The following is a 26,623-nucleotide window of genomic DNA, read 5'->3' on the forward strand; positions in this document are numbered from 1 at the left end:
CGGGAAAGGGGCAATCGACGCTCCTGTCGCGGGCAGTTTGCGAGGCGACAGGATTTGAGCAGAGGCGCCCAAAAAGCGGGCACAGCACGTTTTTAAGTCTCATTTCCAGAGCCGCAATTTGTGTTCCGCTGCGGCTGGGCTTAGGTGGTATGCTGACGCACAAGGAATAGGCAGTTGGCCCTTCGTCTCGCGACCCTCACGGTTGATCCTCCCGTCCTCCTCGCCCCTCTGGCGGGCATCACCGACCTGCCGTTCCGCAGGCTGGTCTCTCGCTTCGGTGCGGGTCTGGTGGTCTCGGAAATGGTCGCCAGCCGCGAGGTGGTCTGCGCCGCCCCCGAGGCGCGTGGCCGGGCCGAGCTCGGCTTCGGCGAGGCCGCGACCTCGGTGCAGCTCGCCGGCTGCGATCCGCACTGGATGGCCGAGGCGGCAAGGCTCGTCGAAGGACAGGGCGCCCGGGTGATCGACATCAACATGGGCTGCCCGGCGAAGCGCGTGGTCAACGGCTGGTCCGGCTCGGCCCTCATGCGCGAGCCCGACCACGCGCTGCGGCTGATCGAGGCGGTGGTGGGTGCCGTCTCGGTGCCCGTCACGCTGAAGACCCGGCTCGGCTGGGACCATGACGCGCTGAACGCCCCCGACATCGCCCGCCGCGCCGAAGGCGCCGGGATCGCCATGATCACCATCCACGGCCGCACCCGCTGCCAGTTCTACACCGGCGCCGCCGACTGGGCCGCCATCCGCCGGGTGAAAGAGGCCGTGACCATCCCGGTCATCGCCAATGGCGACATCACCGACGCCACCACCGCCCGCGCGGCACTCGACGCCTCCGGTGCCGATGGCGTCATGGTCGGGCGCGGCGCGCAGGGCCGCCCCTGGGCGCTGGCGCAGATTGCCGCCGCGCTGCACGGCACGCCCGAGCCTGTCATCCCGCAGGGCGACGCCCTGGCCGACATGGTGATCGCGCATTACGAGGACATGCTCGGCTTCTACGGCGAAAGCCTCGGCCTGCGCGTCGCCCGCAAACATCTCAACTGGTATCTCGAGGCGGCGGGTCTCTCCGCCCGGCGCGGCCCCATCGTCACCGGCACCAGCCCGGCGCAGGTGATCCGCGCGCTGCGAGAGGCTTTCGTCGCGCAGGAAAGGGCTGCCGCATGACCTACCGTTCGCCCTATCCCGTCCCCGGCGTGATCTGGGCCAGCCTGCCGCTGCCGGCCGTGCTGATCGACATCGACGGCCGCATCTTCGAGACCAATCCCGCCGCCGAGCAGTTCATGAACGCCTCGGACCGCAGCCTGAAGGGCCAGCCCGCCTTCGACCGTCTGCACATAGACGCGCCGATGGACGAGGCTCTGGCCCGCGCCCGGGTGAACCAGTCGCCGATCTTCATCAACGATGTCGATGTGACCTCGGGCGAGCGGGCGCCGGTGCAGTGCAACGTGCAGATCGCGCCGATGAACGACAATCCCGACATCATCATGCTGCTGATCGCCCCGCGCGAGATCGCCGGCCGTCTGGGCCGCGCCTCGGCGGCGAAATCGGCGGCGAAATCGGCCATCGGCATGGCCGAGATGCTGGCGCATGAGATCAAGAACCCGCTGGCCGGCATCTCCGGCGCAGCGCAGCTCATCGCGATGAACCTCGGCGCCGAGGACCGCGAGCTGGCCGACCTCATCGTCGAGGAGACGCGGCGCATCGTGAAACTCCTGGAGCAGGTCGAGCAGTTCGGCAACCTGCGCCCGCCGGATCGCCGCGCGGTCAACATCCATGACGCGCTCGACCGGGCGCGGAAATCGGCCATGGTGGGCTTTGCCGCCAAGATGACGATCACCGAGGATTACGACCCCTCGCTGCCCGCCACCTTCGCCGATCCCGACCAGCTGATGCAGGTCTTCCTCAACCTGATCAAGAACGCCTCCGAGGCCTGTGGCCCGCAGGGCGGCACGATCCGGTTGCGCAGCTTCTACGATCTGTCGCTGCGCCTGCGACGCACCGACGGTACCGGATCGAGCCTGCCGCTGCAGGTGGAGATCATCGACGACGGTCCCGGCATCAAGCCGGAGATCGCCAAGGAAATCTTCGAGCCCTTCGTTTCGGGGCGCGAGAACGGCACGGGGCTCGGCCTCGCGCTGGTGAGCAAGATCATCTCGGACCATGGCGGCTGGATCGCCGTCGACTCCGTTCCGGGCCGCACGGTGTTCCGTGTGTCCCTGCCGGTCGCGCCCCGGGAAACGGCGCAGAATGACATGGAGGTGAAGTGATGGATGGCACAGTTCTGGTGGCGGACGACGATCGCACGATCCGCACGGTGCTCACTCAGGCCCTGACGCGGGCCGGGTGCAAGGTGCATGCGACCTCCAGCCTGATGACGCTGATGCGTTGGGTCGAGGAGGGCAAGGGCGATCTGGTGATCTCGGATGTGATCATGCCCGACGGCAACGGGCTCGAGGCGCTGCCGCGTATCGGCAAGCTGCGCCCCGGCCTGCCGGTGATCGTGATCTCGGCGCAGAACACCATCATGACGGCGATCCAGGCCGCCGAGGCCGAGGCTTACGACTATCTGCCCAAGCCCTTCGACCTGCCCGACCTGATGAAGCGTTCGGCCCGCGCGCTCGACATGAAGCGCCGCGCCCCGGCCCGCACCGCCGCCCCGCGCGAGGCGGGGGACGACCTGCCGCTGGTGGGCCGCACTTCGGCGATGCAGGCGCTCTACCGGCTGGTGGCGCGGGTGATGAACACCGATCTCGCCGTGCTCATCACCGGCGAATCCGGCACCGGCAAGTCGCTCATCGCCCGCGCGATCCACGATTTCTCCGACCGCCGCACCTTGCCCTTCGTGGTGGCGCAGGCGGTGGACCTGCAGGGCGTCGACGGCCCGTCCTCGCTCATCACCCGCGCCAAGGGCGGCAGCCTCGTCTTCGACGAGGTGGCCGATTACGACGAGGAGACGCAGGCGCGCATCGTGCGCATGCTCGACATGATGGGCGACAACGCGCCGCGCATCATGGCCACCAGCCAGATCGACCTCGGCTCGCGGCTGGAAAGCGGCGCCTTCCGGCAGGATCTGTTCTACCGTCTCGGCGGCGTCACGCTGCATGTGCCCGCGCTGCGCGAGCGCGTCGACGACATCCCGCTTCTGGCCGATCACTTCCTCGCCCGCGGCGAGCGCGATCTGGGCAGCACCCGCCGCCTCTCCGCCGAGGCCCGCGACCTCGTGCGCGCCTACAGCTGGCCCGGCAACGTGCGCCAGCTGGAAAACACCCTGCGCCGCCTGATGGTCACCTCTGCCGAGGCCGAGATTTCCCGCTCCGAGGTCGAGGCCGTGCTGGGCAACCAGCCGGCGATGGAACCCCTGAAGGGCGGTGGCGAGGGCGAGAAGCTCTCGGCTTCGGTCGCGCGGCATCTCAAGCGCTATTTCGATCTGCACGGCGGCGCCTTGCCACCGCCCGGCGTCTACCAGCGCATCCTGCGCGAAGTCGAAGGCCCGCTGATCGAGATCGCGCTGGATGCCACCGCCGGTAATCAGGCAAAATGTGCCGATCTGCTCGGCATCAACCGCAATACGTTGCGCAAGAAGATCACCGACCTCGATATTCGCGTGACACGCCGCCGCAAGCTGATGTAAAACAGCAACAGACGGCGTGTCGCGTGGGTCGCTTCCCTTCGGCACTTCACCAAATCTCGCGGGAGGGCAGGGGATGCCTCCCGCATGAAGGGCAAGGGATTCGTGCGAAGCGCGGTGCGCAGCAACACGTGGATCAAGCTATCGAGGTTGCGCCGCCAGCGGCGTTTCCAGAACGCGATGACGTTCGGGCTGGTTTTCCTCGGCCCGGTTCTCACCGTTCTGACCTTTCTGGCTCTGGGTCCGCTGAATCAGGGGGCGACTTCGCCCTCGCTGCGGCTGATCCTGCTGGCGGATCTGGTCTATATCCTCGTGGTTGCGGCGCTGGTGCTGGCACGGCTCGCGCGCATGGTCTCCGACCGGCGCAGCCAGTCCGCGGGCTCGCGCCTGCACCTGCGGCTCTCGGGTGTCTTCGCGCTGGTGGCGCTGGTGCCGACCGTGCTCGTTGCGGTCTTTGCCGTGCTGACGGTGAATGTCGGGCTCGAGGGCTGGTTCTCCGACCGGGTGCGCGAGGTGGTGGGCAATTCGCTCTCCGCCGCCGAAGCCTATGAGGCCGAGCACCAGCGCGACCTGACCGAGGATGCGAAAAGCCTCGCCGCCTATCTGAACGTCGCCAAGCAATCGACCTTCTTCCTGCAGGACGACCAGCTGCGCCCGATCCTGACCCAAGGGCAGGCGCTCGTGCAGCGCGGGCTCAAGGAAGCCTTCCTGATCGATGGCGCGGGCGAGCTGAAGACCCGTGGCGAGCGCAGCTATCTCTTCGACTTCGAACGCCCTTCCACCGATGACATCGCCCGCGCCCGCTCCGGCGAGCCCTTTGTCATTCAGGATTGGTCCAACAACGAATTCCGCGCCCTCGTCCATCTAGAAGCCTTCGCCGACCGCTACCTCTACGTCTCGCGCACCGTGGACGGCTCGATCCTCAGCCTGCTCGACGAAACGCGCGAGACCGTGGCGCTCTACCACCAGCTCGAGGCTGAGCGCGGGCGGCTCCTCTTCGAGTTCGGCCTGCTCTATCTCGCCTTCGCCCTCATCCTGATCCTCGCCGCCGTCTGGCTCGGCCTCTGGTTCGCCGAGCGGCTGTCCCGGCCTGTCGGTCGGCTGGCGGGGGCGGCGCAGAAGGTGGGGGCAGGGGATCTCGACGTGCAGGTGCTGGAAGAGGAGGGCGATGACGAGATCGCCATGCTCGGCCGCATCTTCAACCAGATGACCCGCCAGCTGAAGGGCCAGCGCGACGCGCTGATGGACAACAACCGCCAGACCGAACGCCGCCGCCGCTTGTTCGATTCCGTGCTCTCCTCGGTGACGGCCGGGGTGATCGGGCTCGACTCCGTGGGCCAGGTCGATTTCGTCAACCGCTCGGCCGAGCGGCTGCTGGAACTGCCGGATGTCGGCAGCGCCCCGCTCTCCGCCGCGGTGCCCGAATTTGCCGCGCTCTTCGACCGGCTCCGCACCAGCGGCGGCGCCGTGCAGGAGGAGATCCGCCTGATGCGCAAGGGTCGCCTCGAAAGCCTTCTGGTGCGCATGTCGGTCCGGCGCAGCGACAGCGGGCGGCTCGAGGGCTATGTGATCGCCTTCGACGACGTGACTGATCTGGTCTCGGCGCAGCGCATGGCGGCCTGGGGCGACGTTGCCCGCCGCATCGCCCACGAGATCAAGAACCCGCTGACCCCGATCCAGCTCTCCGCCGAGCGGATCAAGCGCAAGTTCCGCAGCGTGGTCGGCGATCAGGCCGCCGATCTCGACCAGTATGCCGATGTCATCATCCGCCAGACCAATGACCTGCGCCGGATCGTCGACGAATTCTCCAAATTCGCCCGCATGCCCGAGCCCGACCGGCGCGAGACCGATCTGGCCAAGATCCTGCGCGACGCGGTGATCCTGCAGGAGGCGGGCCTGCCCGGCGTGCGGCTCAGGGCCGATCTGCCCGAGGCGCCGCTGCTGATCGACCTCGACGCCACGATGATTTCGCAGGCGCTGACCAACCTGATCAAGAACGCCGGCGAAGCCATTGAGAGCTACGGTGAATCCGCGCCCCAAGGCTACATCCCGGAGATCCGCGTCGCGGTCGACACCCTGCCCGAAACCGTCTTCATCCGCATTTCCGACAACGGCACCGGCCTGCCGCCCGACCGGGCGCGGCTGTTCGAGCCTTACGTGACGACACGCGAGAAAGGCACCGGGCTTGGCCTTCCCATCGTCAAAAAGATCATCGAAGAACATGGCGGCACCCTGTCGCTGACCGACGCTGCCGTCTTCGACGGCATCACACATGCCGGGGCCATGGCGGAAATCCGTCTGCCCCGGACCCTGCGCGGTCGATCGCGCACCGGCAAGAACACCGCCTCGGGCGGAGAGGGGGAATGATGAGCAGCATTCTGATCGTGGACGACGAACGCGACATTCGGGAACTGATCGGGGACATCCTGCGCGACGAGGGCTTCCAGGTCCGCCTCGCGGGCAACTCCGACGATTGCATGGCCGAGATCAACGCCGAACCGCCGTCGCTGATGATCCTCGACATCTGGCTGAAGGACAGCCGGATGGACGGGATCGACATTCTCAAGACGGTGAAGCGCGACAATCCCGACGTGCCCGTGGTCATCATCTCCGGCCATGGCAACATCGAGATCGCGGTGGCCGCGATCAAGCAGGGCGCCTACGACTTCATCGAGAAGCCCTTCAACATCGACCAGCTGATGGTCGTCGTCGCCCGCGCCATGGAAACCTCGCGCCTGCGCCGCGAGAACAGCGAGCTGCGCCGCCGTGACGTGTCGGCCTCCGAGATGCTCGGCTCCTCTCCCGCCTTCAAGACGCTGAAATCGCAGCTCGAGAAGGTGACGAAATCCAACGGCCGCGTCATGCTCACCGGCCCCGCCGGCTCCGGCAAGGAGATGGCCGCGCGCTACATCCACGCCAATTCCAACCGCGCCTCCGCCTCCTTCATCTCGGTTTCCTCCGCCGCGGTCGAGCCCGAGCGGATGGAAGAGGTGCTCTTCGGCCGAGAGACCCCCGACCGCGGGGTGGAGCCGGGGATGCTCGAGCAGGCCCATGGCGGCGTCGTCTATTTCGACGAGGTGGCCGACATGCCGCTCGGCACCCAGTCGAAGATCCTGCGCGTGCTGGTCGAGCAGCAGTTCACCCGTCAGGGCGGCTCCGACAAGGTGCGCGTCGACCTGCGGGTCATCTCCTCCACCACCCGCGACCTGCGCGCCGAGATCGCCGCGGGCCGCTTCCGGCAGGAGCTCTACGACCGGCTGAACGTGGTGCCGATCGCCGTCCCCTCGCTCGAGGAGCGGCGCGAGGACATCCCCGAACTCACCCGCCATTTCATCGAGATGTTCCACAAGTCCCAGGGCCTGCCGCTGCGCATGCTCTCCTCCGATGCCGAGGCGCTGCTGCAGACGATGCATTGGCCGGGCAACGTGCGCCAGCTGCGCAACGTGATCGAGCGGGTGCTGATCCTCGGCGACGGGCCGGGCGCCATCGAGGCGCGCGAACTGCCGGGCCGCGAAGTGCAGGCCGAGGGCGAGGGCCGTCTGGTGCTGGGCGGCGCGCTGGCCACCCTGCCGCTGCGCGAGGCGCGCGAGCTCTTCGAACGCGAATACCTGCTGACCCAGATCAACCGCTTCGGCGGTAACATCAGCCGCACCGCCAGTTTCGTCGGGATGGAGCGCTCGGCACTGCACCGCAAGCTGAAGTCGCTGGGGGTCGTCACCACCGCGAAATCCGGCGGGCGCATGGCGCGGCTGGAGGACGAGGAGGAAGAGGTCGATCTGTGAGACCCGCAGGGGCGTTGACCCTCTGGCGCGCTTCTGCCAAGCAAGCCCGAGGTGAACCAGAGGGGCCCGCGACATGAAGGTGATCATCTGCGGTGCCGGGCAGGTCGGCTGGCAGATCGCGCGGCACCTGTCGGGCGAGCGCAACGACGTGACGGTGGTCGATTTCAACGCCGATCTCGTGCGCCGCGCCACCGACACGCTCGACGTGCAGGGCGTGGTGGGCTTTGCCTCGCATCCCGACGTGCTCGACCGGGCCGGGGCGCGCGATGCCGACATGATCATCGCCGCCACCCATTCCGACGAGGTGAACATGGTCACCTGTCAGGTGGCCCATTCGATCTTCGGCATCACCCGCAAGATCGCCCGGCTGCGCTCGCAGAGCTATCTCGACTCGCTCTATGCCGATCTCTACCGCAGCGCGCACCTGCCGATCGACGTCATCATCTCGCCCGAACGCGAGGTGGCCGAGGCCGCGCTGCAGCGGCTGGCGGCCCCTGCCACCTTCGACACCGAAAGCTTCATGGGCGGCAAGGCGCAGCTTCTGGGCATCGCGCTCGACGAGGATTGCCCCGTCCTGAACACGCCGCTGCGCCAGCTCAACGACCTCTTCGCCAGCCTGCGTGCCATCGTCGTCGGCGTGCGCCGCGAGGACCGGCTCTTCGTCCCCGAACCCGGCGACCAGCTCTTTGCCGGCGACCAGATCTATGTCTTCGCCCATAGCGAGGACATGGCACGCACCGTCGACATCTTCGGCAAGGCCACCAAGAAGCAGGAGCGCATCCTGGTGATCGGCGGCGGAAACGTCGGGCTTCAGGTCGCCAAGGCGCTGGAGTCGCGCACCGACCGCGTCCGGGTCAAGATGATCGAGAAGAACCGCGCCCGCGCCGAGGAGGCCGCCGACGGGCTCGACCGCACCATCGTGCTGCATGGCGACGGGCTCGACATGGACCTGCTGATGGAGGCCAACATCGACCGCGCCGATGCGGTGCTGGCGGTGACCGACGACGACAAGACCAACCTTCTGGCGGCGGTGCGGGCCAAGATGGCCGGCTGCCCCATGGCTATCGTCCTGGTGAACGATCCGACGCTGGTGCCGCTGATGGGCGCGCTCGACATCGACGCCTACATCAACCCGCGTGCGACCACCGTCAGCTCGATCCTGCGCCACATCCGCCACGGCCGGGTCCGGGCGATCTACTCCATCGGCGACGCCGAAGCCGAGGTGATCGAGGCGCAGGTGCTCTCCACCTCGCCGCTGGCGGGTCGCCACATCCGCGACATCGACTTTCCCGAAGGCGTGCTGGTCGGCGCGGTGATGAAGGGCGACCGCGTCCTGAAGCCGACCGGCGATCTTCGGGTCGAGGAGGGCGACGTCATCGCGCTCTTCTCCATGGCCAAGGACGTGCCCGAGGTGGAGCGCCTGTTGCAGGTCTCCATCGATTTCTTCTGACGATGCACCGGCTGCGCTCCCTGCCGCTGATGGTGGTGCTGATGGCGATCGGCGCCGTGGCGATGTATCTGCCCGCGGCCCACGCCCTCGCCACCCGCCAGCACGAGATCGCGCGGCCCTTCTTCTATGGCGGCACGGTGCTGCTTCTGGTGATTGCCATGATCGGCATCGCCACCTCGAACCGCGTGCCGCGCCCGGTGGCGCAGGGCCATCTGGCGACACTCGTCGCCTCCTATCTCGTGCTGCCCCTGATGTTCGCGCTGCCCTTCCAGCAGGCGGTGCCCGACACCAGCTTCACCGACGCCTGGTTCGAGATGCTCTCCTCCTTCACCACCACCGGCGCCACGCTCTATGGCGAGCCGGGGCGGCTGCCGCCCTCGGTGCATCTCTGGCGCGCGACGGTGGGCTGGATGGGCGGCTTCTTCGTGCTGGTGGCGGCGGTGGCCGTGCTCGCGCCGCTCAGCCTCGGCGGGGTGGAGGTGATCTCGGGCAAGGTGCCGGGCCGCGGCATCGCCGCCCAGATCACCCGCATCGCCGATCCCACCGAACGGATGCTGCGCCACGCCGCGCGGCTGTTTCCGGCCTATGCTGGGCTGACGGGCGTGCTCTGGGTGCTCTTGCTGCTGGCGGGCGACAACGGCCTGACGGCGATCTGCCATGCCATGTCGACGCTTTCGACCAGCGGCATCTCGCCCTCGGGCGGGATCTCCGGAAGTCAGGCCGGCAATCTGGGCGAGTTGCTGATCTTCCTCTTCCTGCTGACGGCGGTCTCGCGCCGGCTGATCCCCGGCGCGCTGATGGTCGACCGCAGCACGCCGATGCACCGCGACCCCGAGGTGCAGCTGGCGGCCTTTCTGCTGCTCGGCGTGCCCATCGTGCTCTTCCTGCGCCACTGGATCGGCTCGATCGAGACCGAGAACGTCCAGAACCTCAGCGCTGCGGTGGCGGCGATGTGGGGCGGGCTCTTCACCACGCTCTCCTTCCTCACCACCACCGGCTTCGAATCGAACGACTGGGCCACCTCGCAGGACTGGTCGGGCCTCGGCACGCCGGGGCTGATCCTTCTGGGCCTCGCCATCGTCGGCGGCGGCGTCGCCACCACGGCGGGCGGGGTCAAGCTGCTCAGGGTCTATGCGCTCTACCGCCACGCCGAACGCGAGCTCGAACGGATCGTCCATCCCTCCTCGATCGGCGGCAAGGGCCCGGTGGCGCGGCGCCTGCGGCGTGAGGGCGCCTATGTCGCCTGGATCTTCTTCATGCTCTTCGCCTTCAGCATCGCCGTCGTCACCGCGGCCCTCACCCTGACGGGGCTGGAGTTCGAGCCCGCCATGGTCCTGACCATCGCCGCCCTCACCACCACCGGGCCGCTTGCGGCGATGGCGGTCGAGACCCCGATCAGCTGGCAGGATCTCGACTCCGCCGCCAAGGTCATCGCCGCCGCCGCCATGGTGCTCGGCCGGATGGAAACCCTGGCCATTCTGGCGCTTCTGGCCCCCGCCAGCTGGCGGCGCTGAGCCCGTATCGGGCAGGCCGGGGCGCGGAAAAGCGCGGGCGGGGTAACGGGCTGATTTTGGGGCTGGAATCTCCTGCCTGTCCGTTTCATACTTAAATTTCCACCGTCGGATTGCAGCCGGGGGAACGAGGACCGTGACGCGTCGATAAAAAAAGGCAAAAAAACAATGGCTGCCGATAAACAGAACTTGCAGGATGCTTTCCTGAACCATGTCCGCAAGGCCAAGGTTCCGGTGACGATCTTTCTGATCAATGGGGTGAAGCTGCAGGGCGTTATCACCTGGTTCGACAATTTCTGTGTGCTGCTGCGCCGGGATGGCCAGTCGCAGCTTGTCTACAAGCATGCGATCTCCACCATCATGCCCGGCGCACCGATCAACCTCTATGAGGGCGAAGACTGAGTGACCGATCCTGAAGAAGGGCCCGAGGAAGAGACTGAAGCGGGCCCGGAGGCAGGGTTTGACGGCTCCACCCATGCGGAGCCGATGCGCGCCTATGTCCTGCATCCAGACCTGAAATCCGACCGCAGCCGCCGCCTGCCCGAACACGGGCTTGCCGAGGCCGTCTCGCTGGCCGAGGCCCTCCCCGAGATGGAAGTCGTCGGTTCCGAAGTCGTGCGCCTGCCGCGCGTCCAGCCCGGCATGCTGTTCGGCTCCGGCAAGGTCGAGGAGCTGAAGGCCCGGCTGAAGGGGCTCGACGTCGGCCTCGTGCTGGTCGACGGTCCGGTCTCGCCGGTGCAGCAGCGCAATCTGGAAAAGGAATGGGGCGTCAAGCTTCTGGACCGGACCGGGTTGATCCTCGAGATCTTCGCCGACCGCGCCCGCACCAACGAGGGGCGGCTGCAGGTCGAACTGGCGGCGCTCAGCTATCAGCGCACCCGCCTCGTCCGCGCCTGGACCCACCTCGAACGCCAGCGCGGCGGTTTCGGCTTCGTCGGCGGCCCCGGCGAAACCCAGATCGAGGCCGACCGGCGCGCCATCGACGATCAGGTGCTGCGCATCAAGCGCCAGCTGGAAAAGGTCGTGAAGACGCGCGAGCTGCACCGCGCCTCGCGCCGCAAGGTGCCGTTCCCGATCGTGGCGCTTGTAGGCTACACCAACGCCGGCAAGTCCACGCTGTTCAACCGCGCGACCGGCGCCGATGTGCTGGCCAAGGACATGCTCTTCGCCACGCTCGACCCGACCATGCGCGGCGTCACGCTGCCCTCCAGCCGCAAGATCATCCTCTCCGACACCGTGGGCTTCATCTCCGATCTGCCGACCCAGCTCGTCGCCGCCTTCCGCGCCACGCTGGAAGAGGTGCTGGAGGCCGATCTGATCCTGCATGTCCGTGACATCTCGCATCCCGAGACGGCGGAGCAGGCCAAGGACGTGGCCGACATCCTCTCCAGCCTCGGGGTCAAGGCGGGAACGCCGATGTTCGAGATCTGGAACAAGCTCGATCTGGTCGAGGGCGCCGCGCGCGACGCGCTGGTGGCGCAGGCCGCCAAATCCGACACCACCTTCGCGCTCTCCGCCCTGACCGGCGAGGGGCTGGATGACCTGCTCGAGGCCGTCTCCCGCGCCTTCGACGAGGAGAAGACCGACCGCAGCCTCACCCTCGGCTTCGAGGACGGTCGCCGCCGCGCCTGGCTGCACGAGGAGGGGGTGGTGCTCGATGAGACCCAGAGCGACGAGGGCTATGCGCTGAACGTGCGCTGGACCGCCCGGCAGGAAAAGCGCTACCGCGAACTCTGATCGCGGAGGCGTTTTTCCCGCGCGTCTTCCCAGACGTCGCGGGGCAGGGCGAGATAGACCGAGTCGCACCACTCGTCGCCCCATTGCATCGTCCGCTCGGCGCGTCCCGTCTCGTGGAAGCCGAGCTTGCCCAGCAGGTGCAGGCAGGGCGTGTTGCGCGGATCGGCCTCCGCGACCAGCTCCGGCAGGGCGTGGTGCGCGAAGAGGTGGTCGAACACCGCCGTCAGCGCCTCGGTCGCGATGCCTTGCCCCCAGTGGTCGGGATGCAGGATGAAGCCGATCTCCGGCAGGTTCCAGGCCCCCGCCTTGCCGATCACCCGCCCGTCGCGCTCGATCACGAAGTCATCGGCCTCGCTCTCCGGGGCGGTGATCATGTTGGCCAGAAAGGCCCGCGTCTCCTCGACGGTCTCGTAGGGCGGGCGCGACCAGTAGCGCATCGCCTCGGGCCGCGAGAACACCGCGTGAAAGTCCTCGAGATCGCGCGCTTCTGCCCGGCGCAGGGTCAATCTGGCGGTCCTGATCATTGCGGCTCCAGCCTCGTGATCCCGACTGCCGCCGCCCGCGCAAGCTCGGGATCGAGCGACATCGGGATATATTCCCCCCGCCGCCACAGCTCGCCCAGATTGTCGTAGAAGCGGCTCAGCGGATGGCCGGACTGTCCGGTCGAGGTGATGAAGACCGACGAATCCGGGTCGGCGAAATCATAGACTCCGCGATAGCCCGCGCCCGCCACGCTCTCGTAGGGGTTCGGCCCCGTGCCGCGCGTCGTCGCCCGCATCAGCGTCTCGTCCCCGCCCGAGACAGACTGGCGGATGTTGACGAAGTAGCGCAGCACCGGCGCATTGCCCAGAACCGGGTGATCCTGCGCCGCCTGATGCGCATCGCCCCAGCGCCAGCTTTCGACGTTCGGCCCATAAGTCTCGGTCAGCCCCAGCAGCGCATCGTCCAGCGCCATCCGCGCGATGTCGGTGCAGGTCTCGATCGCCGCCGACTGGATGATGTCGCACCAGACCTCGGCGCCATCGACGTTGCGATAGACGCGCGAGATGAAATCGGCCTGGGTATGGGTGAAGCTCTCGGCCAGCGGCCCCAGCTCGTCGCGCACCAGCCGGTCCTGCAGCGCCCGCACCCAGGCGGTGTAGATCAGGGGCTCCGGCAGATGCTCGTTCATCTCGCCGTTCCACTCGGCCAGCACCTGCAGCGCCCGCTGCCGCAGCCGCTCCGGCGTGCCCTCGGGCGCCGCCTCGCCGGTGAACCACAGATCGGCGGCAAACAGCGGCAGGAGCGACCGCGCCGTCGGGCTCACGGTATCCAGCTGTGCCTCGATGAAGCTCTCGCGGGTATGCACCTCGCGCGTCTTCATCAGCGTCAGCCAGCGCTGGATGCGCTGCGTGTCGCCCCAGTCGAAGGAGACATGTTGCGGAAAGGGCCGGTCGACCGTCTTGTTGTTGGTGTTGCCGAGGATCCCTGTCGCCGGGTTCTCCACCCGCGGGTTGTCCTCATAGGGCAGGAGCCCGCTCCAGCGGTTCTCGGTCAGCCAGCCCGGCGAGGGCATCCGCCCCAGCGACTGGTGCCCCGGATCGCGCGCCGGCATCCGCCCCACCATCTGCAGCGCCACGCCCCCGGCATCCGCCAGCATCAGGTTCTGCGCCGGCGCCACGAACAGCCGCCCCGCCTCGATCGCTTCCGCCACGCTCTGCGCCCGCATCAGCCGCATCGCCGCCGTCATCGAGGTGTCCTCGCCGCTCAGCGCCGTCCAGGACAGCGAGGTGACATGCCCCGGCGGGGTGATCGAGGCCAGATCGTAATGCGAGCCCGGCAGAACCGGCCCGTTCTCGGTCCAGCGCAGCGTGATCGTCACCGGCGCCTCGTCCTTCACCTGGATGATCGAGCGCCGGGTCTCGAAGGTCTTCCAACCCTCCGGCGTGCGGTATTCCTCGGTATTGTCGCGGTTGACCTCCTCGATGTGCAGGTCCTGATCGTCCATATAGGCCGAGGTCACGCCCCAACCGAGCGCATCCGACCGCCCCAGCATCACCGCAGGCACCCCCGGGATCGTCGCCCCGATCACCCCGCCCGAGGCCAGCTCCAGCCGCGCCAGATACCAGATCGAGGGCGCGGTGAAGGCCAGATGCGGGTCGTTGGCCAGCAGCGATCCCCCCGCCGCCGATTTCCCCGGTGCCGCCGCCCAGGCGTTCGAGGCCCCGCCCATCTGCGGAAACCCGCTCGGCCCGTTCTCCGCCTGCCTGAGCGGCGCGGTCGAGGGCGCCACACCCGGCACAAGACTCGCGTAATCTGGCAGGGCGGTGACACCCGCCCCGGTATCGTCGGGCAGGATATCGGCCAGCCGCGCATCGGGCAGGATCAGCGACAGCCGCGCCCGCTGCACCTCGGAGCCGACATGCGACGACAGCTGCAGCGCCATCAGCTTGATGATGGCGATGCTGTCGGCGGGCTGCCAGACCGCGATCTCGTTCTTGAACAGGAAGAACTCCGGCGCCCCGCGCCCGCGCGCCTCGGCATTCACCTGGCCGATCCAGGCATTCACCCCGTTGGCATAGGCCTGCAGCGCCGCCTTGGTCGCATCGTCCTGCGCCGCGACCGAGCGCAGCGCCAGATTGTAGAGATCGTAGCGCCGCAGCAGCTCGTCGGTCTTCACCGTCCGCCCGCCGAACACCTCCGACAGCCGTCCCTGCGCCGTGCGCCGCAGCATGGTCATCTGCCAGAGCCGGTCCTGCGCATGGGCAAAGCCAAGGGCATAGAACACGTCGTCATCGCTGGCGCCGAAGATATGCGGCACGTTGGCGTTGTTGCGCACGATCTCGACCGGCCCCGAAATCCCCTCCAGCCGGAAGCTCTCGGTATAGTCGGGCAGCGAGCGCGACAGGAAATAATAGCCGATCAGCACCGCCACCAGAGAGAGCGCCACGAGCCCGGTGAAGATGCGGAGAAGCCAGCGGAAGACGGAAATCATCAGGGGCCTGTTCTTGACGCCACGGGTCAGATGGTTCCTAGTCCATCCGGTCTGGATGGGCAATCGGAGGAAAAGAGCCATGGCAAGAGTTGCATTTCTGGGGCTGGGGGTCATGGGCTCCCCGATGGCGGGGCATCTCGCGGCCAAGGGCCACGAGGTGACGGTCTACAACCGCTCGTCTGCCAAGGCCTCGGCCTGGCAGGAAAAACACGGCGGCCGCAGCGCCGCCACCCCGCGCGAAGCGGCCGAGGGCGCCGAATTCGTGATGTGCTGCGTCGGCAATGACGACGACCTGCGGGCGGTCTGCCTTGGCCCGGACGGCGCCTTTGCCGGCATGGCGAAGGGCACGACCTTCGTCGACCACACCACCGTCTCGGCCCAGGTCACGCGCGAGCTCTCCGCCGAGGCCGACCGCCTCGGCCTCGGCTTCATCGATGCGCCGGTGTCGGGCGGGCAGGCGGGGGCCGAGAACGGCGTCCTCTCGGTGATGTGCGGCGGCGCGGCCGAAACCTATGCCGCGGCCGAGCCGGTGATCGCCGCCTATGCGCGGGTGTGCAAGCTTCTGGGCGACAGCGGGTCGGGCCAGCTCGCCAAGATGATGAACCAGATCTGCATCGCCGGCCTCGTGCAAGGCCTCGCCGAGGCCATGGCCTTCGGCCAGAAGGCCGGGATGGACGGCCGCGCGGTGGTCGAGGTCATCAGCCAGGGCGCCGCCGGCAGCTGGCAGATGCAGAACCGCCACGCCACCATGCTCGAAGACCGCTTCGACTTCGGCTTTGCGGTAGACTGGATGCGCAAGGATCTCGGCATCTGCCTCAAGACCGCCGACGAGATCGGCGCCAGCCTGCCGGTCACGGCGCTGGTAGACCAGTTCTACACGGAGGTGCAGCAGATGGGCGGCAACCGCTGGGATACCTCCGCCCTGATCAAGCGCCTGACCCGCTGAGCGGCTTCGGGTTCTTCCCGCGCCTCCCGGGCCTGTCCCGCGCGCTGCCGGGGACGGAATGCGGAGGGGCGGGCCAAAGGCCCGCCCCAAAAATCTTCCTTCAAGATTTTTGTCTTGCAGCCAAGCTGCTTACGGGATGATCCTCGTGTATTTCACCCCGCCCAGCGTCGCCCCGGCGATGAGTCCCGACTGGCCGAAGACCAGCGCCACCACCGGGTCGATCTCGGTCGTCTCCTTGCCGATGCTCGCCCCCTGATCCGGCGTCGCGTAGCGCACGTCGGCGCCCACCGCCCAGCCCGTGCCGCGGCGGAAATCGGCCAGCGCCGCCTCGGTCATGAAGAACAGCGCATGGGCATATTGCTGCGCCCCGATCTGAAAACCGATCGTCGCGCGCGTCGCGGAATAGTAGTCCACCGTCACGTCGTTGATCCTGAGCGCGCCGCGCCCGTAGCCGCCGCCGATGCCGAAGCCCGCCTCGGTGACCAGCGGCATGTAGAGGACGCCCTTGGTGTCGCGCGCCAGATCCGCCGTGCCGGGATAGCGGCCGAAAAGATAGTCGCGCGTCGCATCGACCCGCGCGTCGATGGTCGCGCCGCCATTGCCGCCCACGCCATTGGCGCAGGCCGAAAGCCCCGCCATCGCCGCCGTGCCAAGGAATGCCCGTCTGCTGAACTCTGCCATCTCTGCCTCTGTCGCCTCGGGCCGGTCGTGCCGGCCGGTGATGGGGCTCTGCGTCCCCTCTGCCGCGAAATCCTAGCCGCTTTCCGCCGGCTTGTCACTGGCAGAGCGCGGCGCAAGCCCTTCAAACGGCGCAGCTTCGCCGCAACGGGATGGCCCGAAGCCGGCGAGAGCCCGGCGAGACCCTGGCGAGGCGCTCGCACCGCTCCGGCGAGACTCAGGCCAGCGCCCGCAGCAGCCGCGCCGCCTCGGGGGCGAAATAGGTCAGGATGCCGTCGCAGCCCGCGCGCTTGAAGCACATCAGGCTCTCCATCATCGCCGCCTCGCCGTTGATCCAGCCACGGTCGGCGGCGCCCCGGATCATCGCGTATTCGCCCGAGACCTGATAGGCATAGGTCGGCACGCCGAAGCTGTCCTTCACCCGGCGGCAGATGTCGAGATAGGGCATCCCCGGCTTCACCATCACCATGTCGGCGCCCTCGCGCAGGTCGCGTTCGATCAGCCGCAGCGCCTCGTCGCTGTTGGCGGGGTTCATCTGATAGGTCTTCTTGTCGCCCTTCAGCGCGCCCGAGGCCCCCACCGCATCGCGGAACGGCCCGTAGAAGGCGCTGGCATATTTCGCCGAATAGCTCAGGATCGTCACATCCTTGTGCCCCGCCGCCTCCAGCGCCGCGCGCATCGCGCCGATCCGCCCGTCCATCATGTCCGAGGGCCCGAGGATATCTGCCCCCGCCTCGGCCTGCGCCAGGGCCATCTTCACCAGCGCCTCCACGGTCTCGTCGTTCAGGATGATCCCGTTCCTGACCAGCCCGTCATGGCCGTTGATGTTGTAGGGATCGAGCGCCACATCGGTCATCACCGCGATCTCCGGCACCACTGCCTTGATCGCCCGGATCGCCCGGTTGGCGAGGTTGTCGGGGTTCCAGGCCTCCTCGCAGCCCTCGGATTTCAGCTGCGGATCGGTGTAGGGAAAGAGACAGACTGCCGGGATGCCCAGCTCCGCCGCCTCTTCCGCCGCCAGCACGATCCGGTCCACCGAGCGGCGCACCACGCCCGGCATCGACACGATCGGCTCCTCGATGTCATGCCCGTCGCGCACGAAGATCGGCCAGATCAGATCGCCGGTGCCCAGGGTGTTCTCCTGCGTCAGCCGGCGCAGCGCGTCCGTGCGGCGGGTGCGGCGGAAACGGGCGGCGGGATAGGCGGCTTGGATCGGGCGCATGGCGAACCTTTTGGGCTGGCGAGGGAAAAGCTGGGCGTTGCCGCTTTGCGAGTCTTGACGGTTTTTTTCTGCCTGCCATGGATAAGCGGGCTTCTCAAGCGTAGGAATGCCGCAACATCCGGTCGCAGGTCGGCAGCGTCAACCAGAAACAGGGCAGGTCGAGGTGGAGTGGTACGCAATCGTTTTCGAGGTGATCGACATGCGGTCCTTCTCGAATCTCTGGTTCTGGATCGCGCTCGCGGTGCTCTGGTCCACGGCGAGCCATTGGGTTCTCGGCGTGCCCTACGACCTCGTGCTGCGCGCAAGGCGCCGCGGCGGCGAGGCGGCGGAAGACGTGCATCTGCTGGTCGGCGTCTACACCCGGCGGCTCCTGCATGTGGCCCAGGTCTCGGGCCTCTGGCTGGTCGCATCGCTCTTCTGCGCGCTCACCGCGCTGATGACGCTCGGCTTCTGGTATCGGCTCGAATTCGCGCAGGCGCTGTTCTGCCTCGCCCTGCCGATGTCGCTCGTCGGCATGATCAGCCTGCGCTCGGCCCGCCGCATCGCCGTGCAGGGGCTCTCGGGCGAGGCGCTCTACAGGCAACTGGCGCGTCACCGCTTCGCCGTGCAACTGATCGGCATGCTGTCCATCTTCGTCACCGCGATGTGGGGCATGTATCAGAACCTCAATCTCGGCGCTTTCTGACACGCGGCGCGGTTGACGCGCCCCCTTGGGCTGTTAAGTGAGCGGCATGCAAAACGGAACGCGAATTCTTCTGGGCGGCGCGCCCGAGGGCTTTGATGCCCGGCTCGTCGCGAAAGAGCTTTCGCGCGGCCAGCCGGTCATCCACATCGCCCGCGACGACAAGCGGCTGGAGGCGATGCGCAACGCGCTCGCCATCATGGCCCCGAACGCCGTCGTGCTGGAGCTTCCGGCCTGGGATTGCCTGCCCTACGACCGCATCTCGCCCAACCCCGAGCTTTCCGCCCGCCGCATGGCAACGCTGGCGGCGCTGGCGCAAGGCGTGCCGGGCGACTTCATCCTGCTCACCACCATGACCGCTGCCACCCAGCGCCTGCCCACGCGCGAGGTGCTGCGTGCCTCTTCCTTCACCGCCCGGGTCGGCGACCGGATCAACGAGGGCGGCTTGCGCGGCTATCTCGCCCGCATGGGCTTCTCGCTGGTCACCACCGTGACCGAGCCCGGCGATTACGCCATCCGGGGCGGCATCATCGACATCTTCCCGCCGGGCGTTGCGGGGCCGGTGCGGCTCGATTTCTTCGGCGACGTGCTCGACGGCGCCCGCCGCTTCGACCCCGAAACCCAGCGCACCATCGAGAAGCTGACCATGGTCGAACTGGCCCCGGTCTCCGAGGTCATTCTCGACGAGGCGGCGATCACCCGTTTCCGCCAGTCCTACCGGATCGAGTTCGGCACCGCCGGCACCGACGACCCGCTCTACGAGGCGGTCAGCGCCGGCCGCAAGCATCAGGGGATGGAGCACTGGCTGCCCTTCTTCCACGAGCGGCTGGAAACGCTCTTCGACTATCTGCCCGAGGCGAGCGTCATGCTCGACGACCAGCTGACCGCCACGCGGCTGTCGCGCTGGGAAGGCATTGCCGACCAGTATGACGCCCGGCGCGAGGCGATGAACGCCAGGGGCCGGATGGACACGGTCTACAAGCCCTCGGCGCCCGGTCTGCTCTATCTCGACGACGCGGCCTGGGAAGCGGCCATCGCGCAGCACCGCGTCCTCCAGCTCTCGCCGCTGCCGCAATCGCCCGGGCCGGGGGTGCTCGATGCCGGAGGCCGCATCGGCCGCAGCTTCGCGCCGGAACGGCAGATGGAAAACGTCAGCCTGTTCAACGCGCTGGCCGACCATCTTCGCAAGCTGCGCGAGGATCGCCAGGTCATCGTCGCCTCATGGTCCGAGGGCGCCCGCGAGCGGCTGAAGGGTCTGCTCGAAGACCATGACGTGCATGGCGCGACCCCGATCCGCGACATCCGCGACCTGCCCGAAGGCCATGGCGGCATCTACCTCGCGATCTGGTCGCTGGAACAGGGCTTCACTGGCCCCGGTCTGGCGGTGATCTCGGAACAGGACGTGCTGGGCGACCGGCTGATCTCCAAGCCGAAGAAGCGCAAGAAGGCCGACAACTTCCTGCGCGAGCATGACACGCTGACCCCGGGCGATCTGGTGGTGCATGTCGAGCATGGCGTGGGCCGCTACATGGGGCTCGAAACCCTGCGCGTGCCGCAGCTTCCCTCCAACAAGCCCGGCCCGCCGCACGACTACCTGCACCTCGTCTACGCCGAGGATGCCAAGCTCTACCTGCCGGTCGAGAACATCGAACTGCTCAGCCGCTACGGCCATGAGGAGGGCCTGCTCGACAAGCTCGGCGGCGGCGCGTGGCAGGCCAAGAAGGCCAAGCTCAAGGCGCGCATCCGCGAGATCGCCGAGCGGCTGATGCGCATCGCCGCCGAACGCCACCTGCGCCACGCCCCGATCCTCGAGGCCCCGCATTCGCTGTGGGAGGCCTTCGCCGCCCGTTTCCCCTATCAGGAAACCGACGACCAGCTCGCCGCCATCGCCGATGTGGTGGCCGATCTGGAACGCGGCAGCCCGATGGACCGGCTGGTGGTGGGCGATGTCGGCTTCGGCAAGACCGAGGTCGCGATCCGCGCCGCCTTCATCGCGGCGCTCGCCGGCATGCAGGTCGCCGTGATCTGCCCGACGACGCTGCTTGCCCGCCAGCATTTCCGCAGCTTCGCCGAACGCTTCCGCGGCTTCCCGATGACCGTCCGCCAGCTCTCGCGCTTCGTCCCCGCCCGGGAGGCGAACGAGACGCGGGCAGGGCTCGCCGACGGGACGGTCGACATCTGCATCGGCACCCATGCGCTGCTGGCCAAGGGCATCCGCTTCAAGTCGCTCGGCCTTCTGGTGATCGACGAGGAGCAGCATTTCGGCGTGACCCACAAGGAACGCCTGAAGGAGATGCGCTCCGAGGTCCATGTCCTCACCCTCACCGCCACGCCGATCCCGCGCACGCTGCAGCTCTCGCTCACCGGGGTCCGCGACCTCTCGATCATCGCCACCCCGCCGGTCGACCGTCTGGCGATCCGCACCTATGTCTCGGAATTCGACACGGTGACGATCCGCGAGGCGCTCCTGCGCGAACGCTTCCGCGGCGGGCAGTCCTTCTACGTCGTGCCGCGCCTCTCCGACCTGCCCGAGATCGAGGAGTTCCTGCGCACCCATGTGCCGGAAGTCACCTATGTCGTGGCGCATGGCCAGCTTGCGGCAGGCGATCTCGACGAGAAGATGAACGCCTTCTACGACGGCAAGTATGATGTGCTGCTGGCCACGACCATCGTCGAATCCGGCCTCGACATCCCGACCGCCAACACCATGATCGTCCACCGCGCCGACATGTTCGGCCTGAGCCAGCTCTACCAGATCCGCGGCCGCGTCGGGCGCGCCAAGACCCGCGCCTATGCCTATCTCACCACCCGCCCGCGCAGCCCGATGACGCCGCAGGCGATGAAGCGGCTGAAGCTGCTCGTCTCGCTCGACAGCCTCGGCGCGGGCTTCAACCTCGCCTCGCACGACCTCGACCTGCGCGGCGCGGGCAATCTTCTGGGCGAGGAACAGTCGGGCCATATCAAGGAAGTCGGCTACGAGCTCTACCAGCAGATGCTGGAGGAGACGATCCAGAAGATCCGCTCCGGCGAGCTGCAGGGCCTCTCCGAGCCCGACGACCAATGGGCGCCGCAGATCAACCTCGGCGTGCCGGTGCTGATCCCCGAAGACTATGTCCCCGACCTCGACGTGCGCCTCGGCCTCTACCGCCGCCTGTCGCAGCTGACCCACAAGGTCGAGCTCGAAGGCTTCGCTGCCGAGCTGATCGACCGTTTCGGCCCGCTGCCGAAAGAGGTGAACACCCTGCTGCTGGTCGTCCGCATCAAGGCCATGTGCAAGCGCGCCGGCATCGCCCGGCTCGACACCGGGCCGAAGGGCGCGACGGTGCAGTTCCACAACGACAAGTTCGCCAATCCGGCGGGGCTCGTCGATTTCATCAAGGCCGATACCGGGGGCGCGCGGGTCAAGGACAACAAGATCATCCTGACCCGCGACTGGAAGACGGAAAGCGACCGCATCAAGGGTGGGTTCGCCATCGCCAAGGATCTGGCGGAAAAGCTGATCAAGCCGAAGGCCTGAGCGGGCAGGGCGCTGTCGCGCTGTCTCGGGGTCGGTGATGCGGCAGGGCTGGTCCATGGGGCGATCCTGCCGCCCCATGGTAAAGATCGGGTTATCAGCCGCGCGACTTGCGCCCGCCGCGCCGCCCCGAGGCCGCCGAGGACGCGGCCGCAGAAGCTTCGGCGAAGCTCGCCCCGGCCTGCACCGCTTCCAGCACCTTGGCGAAGCGGATCCATTCGCCGCCGTTCGGATCGTGGTTCATCAGGAAGTTGGCGGCGCGGATCGCCTCCATCTCCTGCAGGCGCACCGGGTTCATGATCGCCGAGGTCATGCCGGCGGTGATCGCCATCGGCAGGAAAGCCGCGTTGATGCCATGGCGATGCGGCAGGCCGAAGCTGATGTTGGAGGCGCCGCAGGTGGTGTTCACCCCCAGCTCGTCGCGCAGCCGCCGCACCAGTGCGAAGACCTGCTGACCGGCCGAGCCCATGGCGCCCACCGGCATCACCAGCGGATCGACGACGATGTCATGCGCCGGGATGCCGAAATCGGCGGCGCGCTCGACGATCTTCTTGGCCACGGCGAAGCGCACGTCCGGGTCTTCCGAGATCCCGGTGTCGTCGTTGGAGATCGCCACCACCGGCACGTTGTATTTCTTCACCAGCGGCAGGACGAGCTCCATCCGCTCCTCCTCGCCGGTGACCGAGTTCAGCAGCGGGCGGCCCTCGCAGGCCTTCAGCCCTTCCTCCAGCGCGCCGGGCACCGAGCTGTCGATGCAGAGCGGGACGTCGGTGATCGCCTGGATCCGCAGGATCAGCTCGCGCATCAGCGGCGGCTCGACGAAGTTGTTGTCAGCGTAGCGCGGATCTTCGGCCATCTTGTTGGTGAAGACCGCGCCGGAGTTCACGTCGAGCACCATGGCGCCGCAGGCGACCTGCTCCAGCGCGTCGCGTTCGACGGTGGAGAAATCGCCCAGCTCCAGCTCGGCGGCGAGTTTCTTGCGACCCGTGGGGTTGATCCGCTCGCCGATGACGCAGAAGGGTTCGTCGAAGCCGATGACAACGGTTTTCGTTTTCGATTCAATGATTGTACGGGTCATGCTTCATCCTATCTCTCAGGAGTTTGCCGGGACGCCGGAGGCGCCGCCGTTGTCTTTGGCCCAGAGGGCATTCGTCTTGATCCCGCCGAGCGGGAAGAAATGAACCGATTCAATGCCGAAGCCGTGGTTCTTCGCCTTGTGCGCGGCAAGTCCCGCGACAAAGTCGGTAGGTTCGTAAGGCAGGAGCAGCTTCGTCACATCCATCGCCCGCTTCTGCAGCACGCGCAGCGACGAACCGACGCCGCAGGCGATGGCGAACTTGATCAGCGTCTGCAGCTTGGCCGGGCCTGCCACACCGATATGGATCGGCAGGTCGATGCCTTCCGCAGCCAGACGCTCGGCCCAGGCGATCACGGGATCGGCCTCGAAACAGAACTGGGTGGCAATCGCCATCTTCGCATCCGAGCGCTCGTGGAAGGCCTGCTTCCAGCGCAGCGCCTCCATCACCAACCGGTCGGAGCCGTCGGGATCGATGTCCTTGTTGCCCTCGGGGTGGCCCGCCACATGCAGCCGCTCGAACCCGTCGAAAAGCCCGGTCTCCATCAGCTGCATCGAGCAGTGAAAATCGCCCACGGGCTGTTTCACCCCGCCCGCCAGCAGCAGGCCTTGGGTCACCCCGGCCTCACCCCGGTAACGCGCGATCCAGTCGGCCAGCGTCGCCTTGTCCTTGATGATCCGCGCCGGGAAATGCGGCATGACCGGGAAGCCTTCGGAGGCGACGCGCTTGGCCGTCGCCACCATGTCCTCGATCGGCGTGCCCTCGATATGGGCGACATAGACCCGGGTGCCTTCCGGCAGCAGGTCGCGGAAATTCTCGACCTTCTCGGCGGTGCGCGGCATCACCTCGATGGAATAGCCTTTCAGCAGCGCCTCGACGGGCGCGCTGGCGGCGGGAGCAGAGGGCGCCTCGCGGCGGAAGTTGAACAGCGCCATAGCGGCCTCCTTGAGGCGGCGGGGAAGGTCAGGCCCAGCCGTCATTTGCGATCAGCGTCTTCAGACGCGCGGTGTCGTATTCGGCATCGAGGCGCGCGGCTTCGGAGGCGGCCACCGCCTCCTGCTCGCCCTCGACGGAATAGGGATCGGCCTTGCGCCATTCGGCAAGATAGGCATCCGCATCCTTGGCGCCGATCTTCATGGCGCAACGGTCGATGGCCTGCTCGAACCGCTCGGGCAGCTGCGCTTTCGCGCCGCGGCGGCCCTTGCCCACGATCACCTGGGCCGGGATGTCTCGCCAGTAAACCACCGTCACGTCGGGCATTGCTTGATTCCTCTTCCTCGCCCCTTCTACGGGCCAATTTCCGACATCCGCGGCTGGTTTTCGACATGCCGCAATCGCTGAGCGACGCGTACTGCCTGCACCCGCCGCCACCGGCATTTCATAGCGCGCCGCGGTGCCTGCCGCGACCCGGCGAAATCGGAAAAATCCTCATGCAGATCATGAGGACAGCCGTGACGCGGGGGCAGGCGGGCCCGGGGGAGGATCGATCGATGCTTGCGGTGGGGGCGTGGCGCGACTACTCTGGAACCAACCATGAATGGAGGGCGACAGATGACGCCCGAGCGTCCCAGGGGTGCGGACGCGATCCCGGGGGACGAAGACGGCACCGTCGTCGACGCCCCGGTTGAACCTTCCGCCACCCCGAAGCCGGGCCAGGGGCAGCTTTATGCTGCCCTCGACCTTGGCACAAACAGTTGCCGCATGCTGATTGCCCAGCCGAGGGGCAGTCAGTTTCAGGTCGTGGACTCGTTTTCCAAGACCGTGCAGCTTGGCGTCGGGCTGGAGGCATCCGGCCGGCTTTCGCGTGCCTCTATGGGGCGCACGATCCAGGCGCTGCGGATCTGCCAGAAGAAGATCGAGAAACACGATGTCCGCCGGATGCGTCTGGTGGCGACCGAAGCCTGCCGCCGCGCCCGCAACGCCCGCGACTTCATCCGTCAGGTGAAGCGCGAGACCGGGCTGGCGCTGGAGATCATCGCCCCCGAGGAAGAGGCGCGGCTGGCCGTGATCTCCTGCGCGCCGCTGGTGAGCAAGCGCACCGAGCAACTGCTCGTCGTCGATATCGGCGGCGGCTCTACCGAGCTGGTGTGGATAGACCTGTCCTCGGTCGTGCCCGAGGAGCGGCCGCGCGCCATCATGCGGCTGCATGCCGGCTTCACGCCGCAGGGCGAGGGTGCGGCGCGGGTGGTGGACTGGATCTCGGTGCCCTTGGGCGTGGCGACGCTGAAGGACCAGTTCATCGATGTCGAGGACGATGCCGCGCGCTTCGCGCTGATGAGCTGGTTCTTCGAGGAGAATCTCGCCAGCTTCTCGCCCTACAACGCCGAAAACCCGCGCGCCGGTTTCCAGATCATCGGCACCTCCGGCACGGTGACGACGGTGGCGGCCTCGTTCCTCGGGCTGCGCCGCTATGACCGCACCAAGGTCGACGGGCTGCACATGTCGTCGGACCAGATCGATACCGTGATCCGCGACTATCTCGCCCTCGGCCCCGAAGGCCGCCGCACCGATCCGCGGATCGGGCGCGACCGGCACAGCCTGATCATGTCGGGCGCCGCGATTCTCCAGGCCCTCATGCGGATCTGGCCGACCGACCGGCTTTCGGTCGCCGACCGCGGACTGCGCGAGGGTCTCCTTTATGCTCAGATGAGCGCCGATGGCGTTCTGGAAGACGGACCTTACAAATGACCACCGACAAACCGAACTCGGGCCGTGGCCAGCGCGAACTGCGCGTGCGGGTGAAGACCGCCAAGGGGCGCAAGCTGTCCTCGACGCTCTGGCTGGAGCGGCAGCTGAACGATCCTTACGTGCAGCGCGCCAAAAAAGAAGGCTACCGCGGCAGGGCGGCCTTCAAGATCCTCGAGCTGGACGACAAGTTCGGCTTCCTGAAGCCGGGGGCGCGGGTCGTCGATCTCGGCTGCGCGCCGGGCGGCTGGTGCCAGGTGGCGGTGAGCCGGGTGAACGCGCTCGGCGAGCGGAAGAACAAGCCACAGGGCACGGTGCTGGGCGTCGATCTGCAGGAGGTCGAGGCGATCTCGGGCGCCCAGATCCACCAGCTCGACTTCCTGTCGGATGACGCCGACACGCTGGTCAAGGGCTGGCTCGGCGGCAAGGCAGATGTGGTGATGAGCGACATGGCCGCGGCCTCCTCGGGGCACAAGGGCACCGACCACCTGCGGATCATCATGCTCTGCGAGGCGGCGGCGCAATTCGCCTTCGACGTGTTGGAGGAGGGCGGCACCTTCGTGGCCAAGGTGCTGGCAGGCGGGGCCGAGCTGGAACTGCAGACCACGCTGAAAAAGAACTTCACCAAGGTCGCGAATGTGAAGCCGCCGGCAAGCCGGGCGGACAGTTCGGAGAAGTTCGTCGTGGCGATGGGATTCCGCGGACGCGGCGACATCTCGCCCGAAGACCACGCGCCGGAATGAAAAA

21 protein-coding genes are annotated in these 26,623 nt (G+C 67.6%); 14 read left to right on the plus strand and 7 right to left on the minus strand.

Annotated features, from left to right (window positions below; all coding sequences use genetic code 11):
* Nucleotides 1–174: 174 nt before the first annotated feature.
* From dusB to hflX, 9 genes are all read left to right on the plus strand, one after another.
* Nucleotides 175–1,155: a tRNA dihydrouridine synthase DusB gene (gene dusB, locus AC3A5Z_RS10020; RefSeq protein ID WP_487519211.1), complete on the plus strand. Its 981-nt coding sequence runs from the start codon at nucleotides 175–177 to the stop codon at nucleotides 1,153–1,155.
* A complete protein-coding gene (locus AC3A5Z_RS10025) occupies nucleotides 1,152–2,258 on the plus strand; it encodes a two-component system sensor histidine kinase NtrB (protein WP_487519212.1) in 1,107 nt (368 codons plus the stop codon). Before dusB ends, AC3A5Z_RS10025 begins: the two co-directional genes overlap by 4 nt.
* Complete coding sequence (locus AC3A5Z_RS10030; RefSeq protein ID WP_487519213.1) at nucleotides 2,258–3,622, plus strand: response regulator; 1,365 nt, start codon at nucleotides 2,258–2,260, stop codon at nucleotides 3,620–3,622. The genes AC3A5Z_RS10025 and AC3A5Z_RS10030 overlap by 1 nt, the downstream gene beginning before the upstream one ends.
* Nucleotides 3,623–3,706: 84 nt before the next feature.
* The gene (locus tag AC3A5Z_RS10035) at nucleotides 3,707–5,986 is read left to right on the plus strand and encodes a sensor histidine kinase NtrY-like (RefSeq protein WP_487519214.1); all 2,280 of its coding nucleotides are present in this window, start codon (nucleotides 3,707–3,709) and stop codon (nucleotides 5,984–5,986) included.
* Nucleotides 5,986–7,401, plus strand: a complete 1,416-nt coding sequence (gene ntrX, locus AC3A5Z_RS10040; RefSeq protein WP_487519601.1) for a nitrogen assimilation response regulator NtrX — start codon at nucleotides 5,986–5,988, stop codon at nucleotides 7,399–7,401. The genes AC3A5Z_RS10035 and ntrX overlap by 1 nt, the downstream gene beginning before the upstream one ends.
* Nucleotides 7,402–7,474: 73 nt before the next feature.
* Nucleotides 7,475–8,851, plus strand: a complete 1,377-nt coding sequence (gene trkA / locus AC3A5Z_RS10045) for a Trk system potassium transporter TrkA (protein WP_487519215.1) — start codon at nucleotides 7,475–7,477, stop codon at nucleotides 8,849–8,851.
* 2 nt (nucleotides 8,852–8,853) lie between these two features.
* Nucleotides 8,854–10,365: a potassium transporter TrkG gene (locus tag AC3A5Z_RS10050; protein WP_487519216.1), complete on the plus strand. Its 1,512-nt coding sequence runs from the start codon at nucleotides 8,854–8,856 to the stop codon at nucleotides 10,363–10,365.
* A 165-nt stretch (nucleotides 10,366–10,530) separates the two neighbouring features.
* Nucleotides 10,531–10,764, plus strand: coding sequence for an RNA chaperone Hfq (gene hfq, locus AC3A5Z_RS10055; RefSeq protein WP_054303569.1), 234 nt, complete (start codon nucleotides 10,531–10,533; stop codon nucleotides 10,762–10,764).
* Nucleotides 10,765–12,099 carry a GTPase HflX gene (gene hflX, locus AC3A5Z_RS10060; protein ID WP_487519217.1) on the plus strand — a complete coding sequence of 445 codons (1,335 nt, stop codon included), beginning with the start codon at nucleotides 10,765–10,767 and terminating at the stop codon, nucleotides 12,097–12,099.
* Here hflX and AC3A5Z_RS10065 read toward each other — a convergent pair.
* Nucleotides 12,084–12,623 (minus strand): GNAT family N-acetyltransferase, encoded by a 540-nt coding sequence (locus AC3A5Z_RS10065; protein ID WP_487519218.1) that lies wholly within the window; start codon nucleotides 12,621–12,623, stop codon nucleotides 12,084–12,086. The two genes, hflX and AC3A5Z_RS10065, sit on opposite strands and share 16 nt — an antisense overlap.
* Entirely contained in the window at nucleotides 12,620–15,073 is a 2,454-nt protein-coding gene (locus AC3A5Z_RS10070) for a penicillin acylase family protein (RefSeq protein WP_487519219.1), read from the minus strand. The genes AC3A5Z_RS10065 and AC3A5Z_RS10070 overlap by 4 nt, the downstream gene beginning before the upstream one ends.
* A 79-nt stretch (nucleotides 15,074–15,152) precedes the next feature.
* On the opposite strand from AC3A5Z_RS10070, the gene AC3A5Z_RS10075 reads away from it, so the two are divergent.
* Nucleotides 15,153–16,019, plus strand: coding sequence for an NAD(P)-dependent oxidoreductase (locus tag AC3A5Z_RS10075; RefSeq protein ID WP_487519220.1), 867 nt, complete (start codon nucleotides 15,153–15,155; stop codon nucleotides 16,017–16,019).
* 129 nt (nucleotides 16,020–16,148) lie between these two features.
* On the opposite strand, the gene AC3A5Z_RS10080 is transcribed toward AC3A5Z_RS10075, so the two are convergent.
* The gene (locus AC3A5Z_RS10080) at nucleotides 16,149–16,700 is read right to left on the minus strand and encodes a lipid-binding SYLF domain-containing protein (protein WP_487519221.1); all 552 of its coding nucleotides are present in this window, start codon (nucleotides 16,698–16,700) and stop codon (nucleotides 16,149–16,151) included.
* Between the two features lie 214 nt (nucleotides 16,701–16,914).
* Nucleotides 16,915–17,919 carry a porphobilinogen synthase gene (gene hemB / locus AC3A5Z_RS10085; RefSeq protein WP_487519222.1) on the minus strand — a complete coding sequence of 335 codons (1,005 nt, stop codon included), beginning with the start codon at nucleotides 17,917–17,919 and terminating at the stop codon, nucleotides 16,915–16,917.
* A 106-nt stretch (nucleotides 17,920–18,025) separates the two neighbouring features.
* On the opposite strand from hemB, the gene AC3A5Z_RS10090 reads away from it, so the two are divergent.
* Nucleotides 18,026–18,604: a component of SufBCD complex gene (locus tag AC3A5Z_RS10090; protein ID WP_487519223.1), complete on the plus strand. Its 579-nt coding sequence runs from the start codon at nucleotides 18,026–18,028 to the stop codon at nucleotides 18,602–18,604.
* Nucleotides 18,605–18,650: 46 nt separating this feature from the next.
* Complete coding sequence (gene mfd / locus AC3A5Z_RS10095; protein ID WP_487519224.1) at nucleotides 18,651–22,118, plus strand: transcription-repair coupling factor; 3,468 nt, start codon at nucleotides 18,651–18,653, stop codon at nucleotides 22,116–22,118.
* 94 nt (nucleotides 22,119–22,212) lie between these two features.
* On the opposite strand, the gene AC3A5Z_RS10100 is transcribed toward mfd, so the two are convergent.
* The 3 genes from AC3A5Z_RS10100 to AC3A5Z_RS10110 are packed head-to-tail and all read right to left on the minus strand — an operon-like array spanning nucleotide 22,213 to nucleotide 24,451.
* Nucleotides 22,213–23,193, minus strand: coding sequence for a methyltetrahydrofolate cobalamin methyltransferase (locus tag AC3A5Z_RS10100; protein WP_136792423.1), 981 nt, complete (start codon nucleotides 23,191–23,193; stop codon nucleotides 22,213–22,215).
* A 15-nt stretch (nucleotides 23,194–23,208) separates the two neighbouring features.
* The gene (locus tag AC3A5Z_RS10105; protein WP_487519225.1) at nucleotides 23,209–24,126 is read right to left on the minus strand and encodes a methylenetetrahydrofolate reductase; all 918 of its coding nucleotides are present in this window, start codon (nucleotides 24,124–24,126) and stop codon (nucleotides 23,209–23,211) included.
* Between the two features lie 28 nt (nucleotides 24,127–24,154).
* The gene (locus AC3A5Z_RS10110) at nucleotides 24,155–24,451 is read right to left on the minus strand and encodes a virulence factor (protein ID WP_487519226.1); all 297 of its coding nucleotides are present in this window, start codon (nucleotides 24,449–24,451) and stop codon (nucleotides 24,155–24,157) included.
* Between the two features lie 291 nt (nucleotides 24,452–24,742).
* Here AC3A5Z_RS10110 and AC3A5Z_RS10115 point away from each other — a divergent pair, with 291 nt between their 5' ends.
* Both AC3A5Z_RS10115 and AC3A5Z_RS10120 read left to right on the plus strand, forming a co-directional pair.
* A complete protein-coding gene (locus tag AC3A5Z_RS10115; protein ID WP_487519227.1) occupies nucleotides 24,743–25,879 on the plus strand; it encodes a Ppx/GppA phosphatase family protein in 1,137 nt (378 codons plus the stop codon).
* Entirely contained in the window at nucleotides 25,876–26,619 is a 744-nt protein-coding gene (locus tag AC3A5Z_RS10120) for an RlmE family RNA methyltransferase (RefSeq protein WP_487519228.1), read from the plus strand. Before AC3A5Z_RS10115 ends, AC3A5Z_RS10120 begins: the two co-directional genes overlap by 4 nt.
* Nucleotides 26,620–26,623: the final 4 nt, after the last annotated feature.

It is taken from the genome of Cereibacter sp. Soil_C_27 (assembly GCF_057657095.1).